This is a genomic window from Desertivirga brevis (genome assembly GCF_017355835.1).
Window position 1 is genome coordinate 360,561 of the sequence record NZ_JAFEWF010000009.1, and the last position, 13,766, is coordinate 374,326.

A 13,766-nucleotide genomic window follows, 5' to 3' on the forward strand; every position below is an offset into this window, starting at 1 on the left:
TCTTACTGTTAAACGGGCTGCTTAAAACGTCGTAACGAGGTAAAGATCTGACCAGTAGGGTAAAATCATTCTTAAAAATTTTAGAGTGGATAATCGTAACAAGGACCTGCTGGAGCTCTTGGTAAGTGAGTTGATCACATATTACAATAAGTAATGGATCGCCTCTTTACTGCCTGCACGACTTCATTATCATTTATGAACCATGTTCCCAGACCAAGGTTTGGAATTTTAACGCCATTAGATAATGTATAGTTTTCTTCTAAAATCATGTTTAAATGTTTTTCTTTTTTTATCCGCTACCGCAAAAAGCACGGTTTATTCTACATTTCCTGCGAGGTTGGACGGAAGATAACTTCGTTGATGTCTACATCCTCGGGCTGACTGATAGCAAAAGCAACTACACGTGCAAAACTCTCCGGACTAATCCCTACCGCTCCCACATAATCTTCATTAGCCTGGCGAACATTTACATCTGTGATTTGTTCCAGCAGTTCTGTTTTAACTGCGCCGGGACAGACGATGGTTGTACGGATATTATAAGGTTTTACTTCCATTCGTAACCCTTCTGTTAATGCTCGAACGGCATATTTGGTAGCAGAATAAACTGCAGAACCGGTGAATACTTTATGGCCGGCTACAGAAGAAGTATTGATAATCTGTCCTGACTTCTGCTCTTTCATGTAAGGAAGTACGGCAGCAATACCATTCAGTACTCCTTTGATGTTCACATCAATCATCTTCTCCCATTCGTCAACGTGAAGACTATCCATAGTCGACAAGGGCATTATACCGGCATTATTGAGTATGACATCTACCCGTCCGAATTGCTCAACAGCTGCATCTACCAGGCTTTTTACCTGTTCACGCTGCGTTACATCAACAGCAACGGCGAGTGCTTTTCCACCATTGTCCTGGATTTCTTTTGCCAACTTTTCAATTCTGTCGGCTCTTCTTGCACCCAGTACAACCGTTGCGCCAAGCTCTGACAAATGCTTTGCTGCAGCTTCGCCCATACCGCTGCTTGCTCCTGTAATTACTACTACTTTACCTCTAATGTTATTTTCCATATTTATAGTTTTTTACTCTTGCGGACACCCGGTGAGATATGTCCCTGCTTCTTATAATTTATTTTTAAATTAAACAGGTGTGATTTTTACTGTCGCTGCTTTAGCACGATGACTAATCATAGGTGTGAGATAAGGACTCTTACTATACTTATTCTTATAAGCCTCGTCAATAAGATTATTGATATGACCTTGCACCAGTTCAAATCTTACTTCTTTTGTCATTCCGGCTGCCATAATGCGTCCGCCTTTCTGTTGCATTGCAGATTTAAACCATCTTGAATTAACGCCATTATACGCCCTAACATATAATTCATCATTAACAACTACTTCCCATATCCAAGTAGGTGTTCCGTATGTTTTTCCATCTTCACGAAAGGGAGCAATTTTAAGGTCGTCGGCTTTGTCAATTTGCCTTAATTCAATAGCTTCAAATTGCTTGTTCTCTGTGTTCATTATTTCAGTTTTTTAAAGATTTCCTGCATGGTGTTCACATCAATGCGTTCCATGTCTACCAATTTCAACGACTTTACCATTTTTTGTGTCGTTGTTTTATAGAGCTGAAAATGGGGTGTTTGCAAATGCGATTGATAAGCAGCTTTATTCGCATAGATTTCTATAATCCTTATCTGCGTTGGGTTTTCTTTTTGCGACATTGGGAAGATGGCAATTACCCCAGGCTCTATTTTTACTGATGCTCCCGCTTCTTCTTTCAGTATAGAGATATACTCTTCCAAATGTTCAGACACAATTTCAATTTCTGAAATACGAACCAACATATCTGGCTCTGCTACTGGCGTCAACGGCCTTTCGATTATTTTCCTTATTGTATTGGCCTGGGTTTTATTAATTTGATTTTCAATTAATTGGGCTATTTCTTCCAACTGATTTTCAGTTATCCCTGTGTTTTTTCCGATGCCAATATGCGCTTGCAACTGTGGCTCTACTCCAGTCATAGCAGCCAGGGCCGATATGGTTATAAATTCACGTTGCTGATAAGTAAAAACGTCGCTGTCAAAAATATCCGCGAATAAATGCTCCTTTAAAAAAGTGTCTATCCGGGGAGCAAACTCGCCAAAACCGGGTGCTGGTTGTAGCTGGGCCGTTTTCGTCAATGTTTCCAATGTTTTTCTGCCACGTTCGTATTTATTCAAACTGACTGATATAGATGTTGCTTCTTTACCCACGACATCTTTCTTGCCCCTTGCCTTTCTTTCTTCGACCACTTTCATTAAGGTGTTTATGCCATTCAGGCTTCTTGGAAAGCCACAATAGGCATATAGCTGTACCAATATTTCTTTTGTTTGGTTGACGGTCAGACCAGCATCAAGCCCGGTATGTAATGCTGTTTTCAGGTGCTCCAGATCTCCTACAGAAGTCAATGCTGAAATACTTACAAGACTTTGCTGTTGAGCAGTCAGCGGCTGGTATGCATTGTTATTATTCTGGGCATTCATACTATTTAGGTTTATTGTTAGAAGGAGCAACAAAAGCCCTTTTATTGTCTTGCGTACATTTATCATAACCCTTGATTTATTTTTTTACAGCAGTGCTGTATTCTTCGTCTGTGACAGGCTTTAGCCAAACAACATTTTCAGATCCTTTAAAGTTAGTGATGGCGATATGGACAAATGTGCTGTTGGGCGAAGCTCCATGCCAGTGTTCTGTATTTTCAGGAATGTTTACGACATTGCCTTTGTTCAAGGCTTGTGCAGGTTTGCCTTTTTCCTGGTAGAAGCCTTCGCCTTCGGTCACAATCAAAACTTGTCCTCTGGGATGGGTGTGCCAATTGGTTCTTGCTCCCGGCTCAAACGTTACACTGCCAATGGCAAAATCATTATTCTTATCTTTTGCTACCAGTGGCTTTAAGAATGCATTTCCTGTAAACCACTCGTTTGATAATTTATCTCCTTTTGCAAAAAGACCTGTGGTATCTTGATTATTACCTGTATTCATTGTTTGCGCTTTTAGTGACAGTTGAAATAGAAAGGCCATTGACAGTGCCGCAATTTTTAATCCAGTATTCTTCGTCATTTCATTTCAGATTTTGGTTGAAGAAAGAGGTTATCTTATCAAAAGGAATTTTGTCTAACCTGTCGTACAAATCGACGTGGTCTGCACCCGGAACAATCGCCAATTCTTTCGGCTCTGCTGCCAGTTTGTAGATATCTTCAGAATAGTAACGGGAGTGAGCATTTTCACCAGCAATCAGCAGTATCGGACGAGGTGAAATCATCTGAACGTTCGCTGCCATGGGAAAGCTGAAGAAGGACATTGGGGTTGTAGCCGTCCACGCAGTTGTTGAATTAATGGACCTTGGGTGAAAACCTCTGGGTGTTTTATAATACTTCCAAAAAGCCTCTAAAACTGGATTAGGGTTACTAGGTAGCGTATCGGGAAGTCCTTTGTTTCCTTTTATTATATTGCCTTTTTCATCAAAAGGGACTTCATGCAAGCCCACTGCTGTTTTACCATTTTCTGCATCTATCCAGCGTTGTTGACTAATGTAATCAATCACCTTGTGCCGTTGTGCTAATGTATAACTGTCTTTGTAACTACGGCTGATGCTACGGGACATGTCATACATTGAAACAGTGCCTACTGCTTTAATCCGGCTGTCGCTCGTTGCGGCAGTTAATGCCATCCCACTCAATCCACAGATGCCTATTACCCCAATTCGCTTACGATCAACGGCAGGCAGCAAACCAATATAGTCTACAGCTGCACTGAAGTCTTCTGTGTTAATCTCCGGCGAGCCAACGTTACGAACGTCTCCACCACTTTCGCCGGTGAAGGAAGGATCAAATGCTAATGTTACAAAGCCCCTGGATGCAAGTTCGTTTGCATATAATCCTGATGACTGCTCTTTCACTGCCCCAAAAGGCCCACTCAAAATGATCGCAGCAAGTTTTTGATTACCGATGTTTTTTGGGGAGTACAGATCACCAGAGACAGTAATTCCAAACCTGTTCTTGAATGTCACTGGTTGCCTTGTCACCTTATCGTTTAATTCAAAGGTGTAGTGTTCTGTCTGATCTTGCTTGGTCATAACTTCTTTTCTTTGCTTTGCTTGAGGATAGACCTGCCCAATAAGCAGAAAGGACAAAGCGGCTAATAGTGTTATCTTTTTCATTTATTGATTTTCTATGATTGCTCAATCGTTTTAATTGTTCTTGCAGGCACGCCACCAACCACTGCGTTTGCAGGGACATCTTTTGATACAACTGCTCCTGCTGCTACAACAGCATTTTCACCAATGGTTACGCCGGGCAGTATCGTTGCCCCGGCGCCAATCCAAGCATTTTTTTTGATGTGAATATGTCCGGGAACAAGGGAGTGTCTATCGTTGGGGGAGAGTGGGTGTCCTTCGGATAACAGACTTACTTTTGGTGCAATCAATACACCATCCTCAATGGTAATGCCTCCCAAATCAAGGAAAACACAATCGAAGTTGATAAAGACGTTTTTACCGATTTTGGTATTCTTTCCATAGTTAAGGTAGAGCGGAGTGAAAACGTCCACGCTTTCATCAATTTTTGAACCCGTGATTTGGCTAAGTAAATCCCTGACCTCCGCCGGATCGAAGGCGTTGTTTAGCAAAACCAACAACTTTTTGGTAGCAAACGAAGCCTCCCGAAGTTTAAAGGCTTCAGGGTCATCAGATAGAATGGGTTCTCCTTCTCTTAGGCGTTCAAAAATGTCTCTGCTATGTTGATTCGATACCATACACAAAGGTCATATAATAATCCCCCTGCTTATAATGAATATCAAACCAATACTTAAGAATTTCAAACCGACTGCAATCTGAGCGATTTTGGGTTCGTACCAGTAAGCCTTTTAAAGAAGTTATTAAAGTAAGTGATATATTCAAAACCAAGTGCATAAGCGATATCGGCAATGTTCCATGCGGTATGTTGTAGGAGTGCTTTTGCTTCGCTAACAATGCGTTCTGTTATATGGGTTGTTGTGGATTTGCCTGTAACTTCTTTAACTGCCCTGTTGAGGTAATTGACATGTACATTCAAAGCATTCGCGTAATCCTGGGCTGTTTTAAGTCGCAAAGGATTATCAGCACTTTCGATTGGGAATTGCCTTTCCAGCAGTTCAAGGAAAACCGCTGTGAGGCGGGAAGCTGCATTGTTATGCTGGTCGTAATGGTCCGAAGGCTGAAGTTTTAAAGCTTCATGAATAATCAAATTGATGTAGTTCCGTATGAGGTCATCTTTATAGGTATAGTCGCTCTTTTGTTCATCTATCATCCGCTGGAATAAGGAATTAAGAAACAGCCTTTTCGGTTCATCGATCTTTAAAACAGGTGTGCCACCTATCTTAAATAAAGGAGAGTTTTGCAAACTTTCCGAACGGTCGGATGCTTTGAAAAAGTCTTCGGAAAAAAGAACCGTATAGCCTAGATAGGTGTTGGAAATGGTCTCCCAGGAATAAGGAATGTGCGGATTGCCAAAAAACAAAATCGAGCCTTCCTGCTCAAAACTTCTATCGGCATAATGGATTTTACTTTTTCCGGTGGTTAAACAAATCTTGTAAAAATCCTTTCTGCTATACGTCTTGGTAGCGCTGCCGTCTGCTTCAATTTGAAATACATTAAAACCCTTCAGCTTTAGTTCATTGTTGAACTCTGATACCTCTCGCACATTTTTGTCTTCCATTTAGCAAAGTTAAGAAAATCAAATTAACAGTTTAAGGAATCGATGGAGAATGAGAGCGTGAGGAGACGAATGTTTATCTAAATGCGCAACGCTTTGTCTACTCCGAACTCCTTTATGCCTTCCTATGCGCATGCCAACTGGCCCATCAAACTGAAGAAGTTCCCAGGAAAGATAACAACCTCTTTGACGATTGTTTCTTCGACCACAACCTCGAATTGGCCACGCAAGACGCAAATGTTCAGGTTATGATGGAGGGCATCAATGAGATATTAGAAGTAAACAGGTCATTGATTATTATGAAGATGAAGATTAGGATTTAGGTAAAGCAGGCTGGAAATTGGAATAGGGAGAATAGGAATTTTGTAGGTATAGAAGAAAGTGCTGGTCTTCCTTATTCTTTGTCACTACGAGAAGGGAAATTTGTTAACTTGGCCTCAATTATTGCTAGTACTACCCAATTATTAAAGTTGGCATTTCTAAATCCGAAATTATGCGAATATTCCTATGTTCTGCCATTGTGCTGCTATTTACAATAAACAGTTGTACATCTGTTAAATCCGCTAGAAGGAATACTGAATGGATAAAACTGTTTAACGGAAAGGATATAAATGATTGGTTTGTAAAGATCAAGCACCATGAGGTAGGCGAGAATTTTGGCAATACTTTCAGGGCGGAAGATGGTATTATAAAAGTGCGCTATGATCAGTACGGAGATTTCAACAATCAGTTCGGGCATTTGTATTACAAAGTTCCGTTTTCATATTATCATCTAAAATTGGAATATCGCTTCGTGGGAGAGCTTCAAAAAGGTGCACCAAGTTATACTATTCGCAACAGTGGAGTAATGTTTCATTCCCAGGATCCGAGAACAATGTCTAAAGAGCAGGATTGGCCAACTTCTGTTGAATGTCAGTTTTTAGGGGGGCTGGGAGATGGAAAGCCTCGTCCAACCGGGAACATGTGCTCGCCTGGTACCAAGATAATTTATAATGGAGCACTTGATGAACGTCATTGTATTGATTCCAAATCCAAAACCTATTATGGAGATCAATGGGTTAAAGCAGAGCTGATCGTTTTAGGAGATTCGCTCATTACTCATATCATTAATGGCGACACGGTATTGCAATACTCCAAGCCTCAAACCGATGCAGCACAAATGCTAAAAAATGGTTTTATTGCTCTTCAAAGCGAAGGGCAGCCGATAGATTTCAGAAATATAGAGCTTAAAGACTTGTCAAGGAAGTAACCGCTATTAGGTTACGATTACGTCATTAATGACCTTGCATTCCCTAAGGTGCGAGAATCAAAATATATATAGTATTAGGAGTAGCCAAGCGAGTTTGGCTATCAACGAATTCGGGGATAAAACCAAGGTAAACAGGTGCACTTGCTTGATCAGTACATTTGTTCGATATAAATGAATATTTGTTCTATGCCGGGACGAAGTGTGGGGCTATTTTTGGTTATAATAGGCACAGCTAATTACTAACCTAATTGTCCGATTCCTATGAAAGTCGCTACTGTTACTTAATAAAAAATTACCATTTCTAACTCCGGGTTTTTATATGCTGGCAGGCAAACAAAGGCGACATAACTTGCTCTTGCTCAAAGGTGATTGTGTGATGCATGGAAAGACCTGGTAAAAATTATAGTACCCTTCCATTTATACATCAAACTATAACCTAAATGAAACGAAGTCCTCAAACATCTTTAAAAGCTTCCTTTGCTATCTTGCAAATAATTTTTGCTCTAGTGCTATCAAAAGAAGTACTGGCTCAAAAGACCACTCGTATAAACACTACAAGCCTCTGTAAGGCTGTTGAATCAGACATTAATAATACCAGGAAGCATCAGCTTTTTATTGATGCATCATGGGGGAAAGATACAGACCTGATAAACCAATATAATATGTGGGTGAATAAGTATCCTCGATCTCCGATCGTACCCTTGATGATTGGAAAACATCTCGGAGGAAAGGGAGAACCAGAAAGCATACCCTTTCTAATTAAAGCAGTCAAACTTGATGCCTCTCTCGACACCGCCTGGTATCTTGTTGCCAAAGTATCTCAAAATGCGGGTAACGATAGTATAGCAGTGGAATATATCAGCAAAGCGGGATCTTTAAAACCTGACAAAGAGTTGTACGCGCTTCAAAAAGTTCTTATTAAGAGCGCGAATTCTCCTGAAATTTTTGAGGAGGAGGCCTTTAAATTCATTAGAAAATTTCCTTCTACCGAGAGTGCTGTTTTCCTTCTTCAAAAGTTAGCACAAAAAGAAGATAATTTAACGATAAAAATCAGCTACTACGAGATCCTTAACTCAATGTTTAAGGATGAGGCTGGATCCGCACTTGAAGAATATTTCGAACTGTTACTGGACACTCTTCCGGGAAAAGCATTTGAACTCGCAACGGAAAAATATATTCATTTGAAAACGAACCATGGCATATGGGGCGAAAGACGGCGAATAGCAGAAGCTTTTGCAAAGGTTCGCGATCTGGAAAAAAGATTTCAATATGCAGAGGCGATTACGTTACTGAATGGTTTGGAATTAGGTCATTATCCTGAAAAATTCGAAATCATTAAACAAAAGTTAATTGTCTGTAAATCGAAAATTTTAGATGCAGACGGACAGACACAACCAGCCTACGAAAGCCTTTGCTCTTTATATGCAACTAGCCCTGGTTATAGCCTTAGAACTAAGCTCTTTTATTACGGTTACAAAATTGGTAAAGATACTATCACCGTGATGAAAGAGATAAACCAGATGAGAAGGCAGACTTCAATTGAAGCAAGCGACCAATCCTTTACTGAACTATCTAGTTCCAAAGCGCTCAAGATCTCCGATTTAAGGGGGAGAATGATTCTTCTTTCACACTGGTTCCCTGGATGTTATCCATGTATAGCTGAATTTCCTTTTTTTGAATATTCTTTAAAAAAGCTGGACCGAGATCAAATTGTGTATTTAGGGGTGAATGGAGAGATTAAACAAGATGATTTAGTACTTCCCCTGATACACAAGAGAAACTACAGTTTTACTCCTCTTATAACGCCAAAGAAATATGAAGGGAACTTAAAACCATATGGTTTTCCCACAAATTTCCTTATCGACCAGGACGGTAAAATCATTCTTAAAAATTTTAGAGTGGATAATCGTAACAAGGACATGCTGGAGCTCTTGGTAAGTGAGTTGATCACATATTACAATAAGTAATGGATCGCCTCTATACTAAAAGATAATCAAAAGCTTGTTCCGGTCCCAAGCCTGCCCGGTAATGGATAAATAGGGGAAGCCAAACTTGGTAGGCTTCTCCTAATCCAGAATCACGAATGCATCGAGTTCCTACTTGCCTGTTAAAAACAAAATTTCAGAAGCTAAAGGAACTTGACGTACTTCAGTAGGAGTTATTGGGCGAGAGTGACCGGAAGAGCAACTTCCGAGATTTCTTCAGTCGGCTTGTCGTTATTGGCACAACAACACTTGTTTCTTAGTTGAAGTTTTTTTCAAACCAAAATGTTGTTCCGTTGATGGAAGTTTCTTACTTATAGAACTACCCTTAAACCTCTTACTTGAAAGACTCGGATAACTTTTTATTAAGAGCCCGGCGCTAAGGCCGGCCCCAGTATCCGTCCCTCTGAAGATATTTGAAAGCTATCTGTAACTGGCTGTACCCCCCCCCTATAATTTAGCAACGGGAGCAATATCTTCCAGGTCACATGATGGCATCCTTCCACTTCTGCTCATCTTTTTTTACATCCACAGAATAGAGCACTATGGTAAAGCCTTTTCTCTGGAATTCACCATAACTCCAGAATTCCAGTAAAACATATTTCCCTTTAAAGAAACCCGTCGCTGTTTCTGGAGATTTCCAGCCATCTTAAGTTTCTCACCAACGCTTCTAACCTCGACAGTATCAAACTTCTTAGTCACGTCAGAAGGATGAAGGATCAGGAAAATACGGTCATTGTCTGCCCCTTTTATTGTACCAGTTATTTCATAGGTTAGCTTTTGTTGCTCTTGGCCTACGCTCGGGAATGGTAGAAGCAAGAGATTGCTGAGAACATAAAGGGAACAGATACGGGATGGAAGAATGGAATGTTTCATAATGCATCGTTGTGTAAATGTGGATTCCGGTTTTACTGAAAGTTAGCAATATTGAAAACTACCTATTCCTATAATCATTTTCCTAAATATAACGATCAAACGTTTCCTCTGTCTAAAGAATAACATTCGTTATACAGAGATATACAAATGTTCTAGTGATTGAATTTTGCTGAAGGTATTTTAGCAGTATAATTATAAATAATCTAACCGAGGCTTTGAAAGAGAATTTTCCAAATACCCGGTTCCTACCATTTGCAATTGAGGACCTGATGGCTGATGATTTGGAGGATAAAGGCAATACCGAAAGTTTGGCCGCAGGGGGTTTAATCTATTATGATTTGAGGGTTTTTGTGATCAACCAGCTTTGTAATTTATTAACATCATTAAACAAATATGAAAAATAAAAAGCTTTTTTTTCAAATCTTAGTAGGTCCGTTGACTGGTGCTGTTGTTGCCTTGTTTTTATCTGGAAAAATTATCCACTATCCTCAAGGGACTAAAGAGGGGGGAATTATAGGGGCCGTAGCAGTTGCTATAATCATGTTAACTAGCTGGATCTTAAGTATGCTTACTGCCTATATTAAAAAGAAAAGAAGATTTCGAGATCTCCTGTGGGCGCGAAGCGAAAGGCACCAGCAACCTGCCTGCCACTAAATAATGCGGAGCGATTAGCGACGCTCCGTTTATTATACTTAGCTGCGGAACCAATTTTTTAAGATCAATTTGATGCTATCGAATCAGATGAACAAATAGAGTTGTCAGCTTTTAAAATAGTTGACTTTTCTTATCGTTTTGAAGCGTTCAAAAAACGCAAACTTGTATTAAACTAACATTAACAATATGAAACTCTACTTTCTATTTATATTATTTGCTTTACCTCCAAGCTTTAGCTATGCGCAAATAATGCCGGAAAATCCAACGCTTTTATTTCAAGGCTTCTGGACTTCAAATAGATACCTCTTTCAGAATTGTTCAAATGCAGACAGATTTCCTTCAAAAATCAACCGCTTACTTTGTTAATGGGATGTTAGTAGATGAATCGATGTTTAGGACAATCAAACCTGCTCAATTGCAGAATATTAAGATAGAAAAAGATGTTGTTGAATTAGATGGAACTCTATATCAAAGGAAGATATACAGTACGGTTAAAGAAGGGGTTGATTTTAAGCTAATCTCTATCAGAGAACTTATCAAGAAACATGTTGAGATAATAGAAAAAAGGCATCTTGTTGTTCTCCTTGACGTAGAGATAGTAAATGGAGATTATGATAAAATTAACATTAATGAGAATGCGCTTTTGAGACTCATCATAAAAGACCTTAAAAACCCGAAAGAAGGATTGGATGTAAAGATTATAGAACTTTTAACAAAGACTACAGAAAAAATTAAAAAAGTAAACCAGTAAACTAAAAAAAGTACTAGCTAAAGCAGTGGAGGGCTCGCTACTCCTTTTGTTTAATTAGTTAGTGCAACTTGAATCGCAACCCAATTTTAAATTATAAGATTAAAGAAAACTGCTGGCTATAACCATTCGTTTTTACACTTTATTGAAATTTTCCCCTTCACATTTTTTCATGCAGTACTCCTTTTCGTATGAGCCTCTCTTTATGCAAACCCATTTTTTACCACTTAATTTCATCATACCATACCTATTAGAAGATGAAACCCCATTTATTTTTACGGCAATTTTTATCGCTCTTATAACAATCGTAAAATATAAAAATTCTACCCAAGAGAACGCTAAAGTTATACTTGGAAGTCAAAGAGGTTGGCAATAATTTCCTCGCCAAATATTTCTATCCCAACTAGGGATTCAATTTGAGCAAACCTAGGCCAAATATCCACTGAAACAACCGGACAAAAAGCAGAAGGAAGAAATGGAGAAGACCTTCAGGAAAGGAGATTTAGTTAAGGTTTAGCTGAAAGGAAAGCTTCTGTCTGCCTATGTACAGCCTATCCCAAAATGAAAGCCATGGATTTCTTTGATCAGACGCTGCAATTCACAGGTCTAGATTGTTACCAGGGCAGGGAAAGGAGGCTAAGGAAAGTAAGTGCTGGTGGTGGATGAGAAAACATCTGGCACCTTAAACAGGGAGGATAAGCCCTGGGAGCAGTCTACGGCATAACAAAAGAACTCATTAGGTAAATGATTATGTTTGTTTGCACCTCGATATTGGTGGTGTAAGCAACACTTTTTACGGCTCATTATATATTTCTTGACCGAAGGTAGGAGCCGTACAAATAATGGGGGTAGTCGAAACGGTGCTGAGATTGATAACTTCTAGAATTTCGCCCTGACAGAAAAGAATAAGAGCAAGGAACAGAATTGTAAAATTGTTTTTCTTTATTAACTGAAAGTGTTTAGAATGATAAGGAGAGGAATTTATCAGAATTAAGCGGATTATTGGAGGCCCCTTGAAGAGTACCTTAGCCAGGAATTATATACTCCATTAGTTGTTTATTGGAAAGGGTAAATGGAAGTTTAGTCTCGTCGTCGATGTAGATTAGTTTTCTTTTTTTGTCAATCTGTTTAATATGCTCATGATTAACAATATAAGACTGACTTACGCGAACAAACTTTCCTGCCTCCAGCTCCAGATGAAATTTAGTTAGCGACTTTACTATAACATAGCTCTTTTGATTTTTTAAATAAATTGTAGTATAGCAATTATCGGACTGGCAATAAAGGATTTCATCTTGGTTTAACAAGATGATGTAATTATTAACGGGAATAGCAACTTTGGTCATGAAATTGTTGTGATTATTAAGTTAGATAGATTAATACGGTTTATGATTATCAGCACAACAAGAATCGGCATAGGAAAGATGAATAGGTAATTTAAATGTTAAAAAAACTATAACAAATGTTTCTATAACTGATATTTAGGAAATTTAATTTTGTTGTTTTATTTACAGTAAATTAGTTCAGATTGTTAGCCTGATCCGGCATTTATACAATTTAGCATTCAACTGTGCTCGGCTTCAATGGCTGATTGTAGTAGCTGTTAATATAGATTAAGGAATTGATTTACTATTTGTTGCACTGTTACAGTTATGCTCTGTATTGCTGTTAAGGGTAATTACAGTTCTTTCAGTGGAAGGGTTGTTTTGCTTTTTCAGGGAGCAAAGAAAGCCTAAGATTTAGTTCCAAGTAAAAATTGGATTATGGTTCACCTTGATTCGAATGTTCGATGGGGGGCTCAAAATTGAATGATTTCCTCAAAAGAGGCTGCAATCATGCAACCTCTTTACAATCAATTTTAAGCAAGTCACCGGAAGAATGGATGTATATGATTAATAACGAATGCTTATTGATTTAAAATTACCAGCGCAGTGTAGCTTGAACAATTGTATTATCCACACAAGAAGCTTGTAACTCCAACTGGTACCACTGACCCGTATAGGTTGCACTGTAACTTTGGGTAACACTTCCACCACTTTGATAATCATAAGAGCTAATAACATTGCCTCCAAGTCCATGTCTTACATACGCGTATCCCACACCAGATGTAGGGTAACGAGGCCCACGGTTAATTGTACAACTAAATTGAATTGGGCAGTATGCGCTTATGTTAACATACTCGGTATCAGTATATGGATAGCCGGTGCCGGTGAATCCGGCTGCAACACTAATTCCATTATTGTAGGCGTAGGTGCTTGATATTGAAGCTAGAATCAATGTGAAAACTAATAGTAATTTTTTCATGGTTTGTTGTTTTTATTATTTATATATATGGTGACTTGAATAAGAATTTTGATACTCTATTTCTCCTATGATATTATCTTCAAAGAAATGTATGAACATTGGCTGCAGCCTATAATAGCAACCTTAGCTGTTAGCTTTCACGGTGTTCGTTTCTCTTCAAATGAAAGTTCTATTTAAACTTTTAACGCTTTCGGTCTTATGTTCTCGTTTTGCAAGCTGAGTTGC

14 protein-coding genes are annotated in these 13,766 nt (G+C 38.9%); 4 read left to right on the forward strand and 10 right to left on the reverse strand.

Annotated features, from left to right (window positions below):
- Positions 1 to 320: 320 nt before the first annotated feature.
- From J4N25_RS21160 to J4N25_RS21190, 7 genes are all read right to left on the reverse strand, one after another.
- Positions 321 to 1,067 carry an SDR family oxidoreductase gene (locus tag J4N25_RS21160; protein ID WP_207423794.1) on the reverse strand — a complete coding sequence of 249 codons (747 nt, stop codon included), beginning with the start codon at positions 1,065 to 1,067 and terminating at the stop codon, positions 321 to 323.
- A gap of 69 nt (positions 1,068 to 1,136) precedes the next feature.
- Positions 1,137 to 1,520 (reverse strand): DUF2255 family protein, encoded by a 384-nt coding sequence (locus J4N25_RS21165; RefSeq protein WP_207423795.1) that lies wholly within the window; start codon positions 1,518 to 1,520, stop codon positions 1,137 to 1,139.
- Positions 1,520 to 2,587: a carboxymuconolactone decarboxylase family protein gene (locus tag J4N25_RS21170; RefSeq protein ID WP_207423796.1), complete on the reverse strand. Its 1,068-nt coding sequence runs from the start codon at positions 2,585 to 2,587 to the stop codon at positions 1,520 to 1,522. Before J4N25_RS21170 ends, J4N25_RS21165 begins: the two co-directional genes overlap by 1 nt.
- Before the next feature lie 10 nt (positions 2,588 to 2,597).
- Positions 2,598 to 3,098, reverse strand: coding sequence for a (R)-mandelonitrile lyase (locus J4N25_RS21175; protein WP_242695966.1), 501 nt, complete (start codon positions 3,096 to 3,098; stop codon positions 2,598 to 2,600).
- A 1-nt stretch (position 3,099) separates the two neighbouring features.
- On the reverse strand, positions 3,100 to 4,197 hold the full coding sequence (locus J4N25_RS21180) for an alpha/beta hydrolase (protein ID WP_207423797.1): 1,098 nt from the start codon (positions 4,195 to 4,197) through the stop codon (positions 3,100 to 3,102).
- 11 nt (positions 4,198 to 4,208) lie between these two features.
- Entirely contained in the window at positions 4,209 to 4,790 is a 582-nt protein-coding gene (locus J4N25_RS21185) for a DapH/DapD/GlmU-related protein (RefSeq protein ID WP_207423798.1), read from the reverse strand.
- Between the two features lie 62 nt (positions 4,791 to 4,852).
- Positions 4,853 to 5,731 carry a helix-turn-helix domain-containing protein gene (locus J4N25_RS21190; protein WP_207423799.1) on the reverse strand — a complete coding sequence of 293 codons (879 nt, stop codon included), beginning with the start codon at positions 5,729 to 5,731 and terminating at the stop codon, positions 4,853 to 4,855.
- A gap of 490 nt (positions 5,732 to 6,221) precedes the next feature.
- Between J4N25_RS21190 and J4N25_RS21195 the strand changes: the two genes are divergently transcribed.
- Entirely contained in the window at positions 6,222 to 6,977 is a 756-nt protein-coding gene (locus J4N25_RS21195; RefSeq protein ID WP_207423800.1) for a 3-keto-disaccharide hydrolase, read from the forward strand.
- A gap of 440 nt (positions 6,978 to 7,417) precedes the next feature.
- The gene (locus J4N25_RS21200; protein WP_207423801.1) at positions 7,418 to 8,944 is read left to right on the forward strand and encodes a TlpA family protein disulfide reductase; all 1,527 of its coding nucleotides are present in this window, start codon (positions 7,418 to 7,420) and stop codon (positions 8,942 to 8,944) included.
- A 558-nt stretch (positions 8,945 to 9,502) separates the two neighbouring features.
- On the opposite strand, the gene J4N25_RS21205 is transcribed toward J4N25_RS21200, so the two are convergent.
- Positions 9,503 to 9,835, reverse strand: coding sequence for a hypothetical protein (locus J4N25_RS21205; protein WP_207423802.1), 333 nt, complete (start codon positions 9,833 to 9,835; stop codon positions 9,503 to 9,505).
- Between the two features lie 393 nt (positions 9,836 to 10,228).
- Here J4N25_RS21205 and J4N25_RS21210 point away from each other — a divergent pair, with 393 nt between their 5' ends.
- Positions 10,229 to 10,489, forward strand: coding sequence for a hypothetical protein (locus J4N25_RS21210; protein ID WP_207423803.1), 261 nt, complete (start codon positions 10,229 to 10,231; stop codon positions 10,487 to 10,489).
- A 322-nt stretch (positions 10,490 to 10,811) separates the two neighbouring features.
- Positions 10,812 to 11,240, forward strand: a complete 429-nt coding sequence (locus tag J4N25_RS21215; protein ID WP_207423804.1) for a hypothetical protein — start codon at positions 10,812 to 10,814, stop codon at positions 11,238 to 11,240.
- Between the two features lie 1,022 nt (positions 11,241 to 12,262).
- Here the strand turns inward: J4N25_RS21215 and J4N25_RS21220 are convergent.
- Positions 12,263 to 12,583 (reverse strand): LytR/AlgR family response regulator transcription factor, encoded by a 321-nt coding sequence (locus J4N25_RS21220; RefSeq protein ID WP_207423805.1) that lies wholly within the window; start codon positions 12,581 to 12,583, stop codon positions 12,263 to 12,265.
- 574 nt (positions 12,584 to 13,157) lie between these two features.
- Positions 13,158 to 13,541 (reverse strand): hypothetical protein, encoded by a 384-nt coding sequence (locus tag J4N25_RS21225; RefSeq protein ID WP_207423806.1) that lies wholly within the window; start codon positions 13,539 to 13,541, stop codon positions 13,158 to 13,160.
- Positions 13,542 to 13,766: the final 225 nt, after the last annotated feature.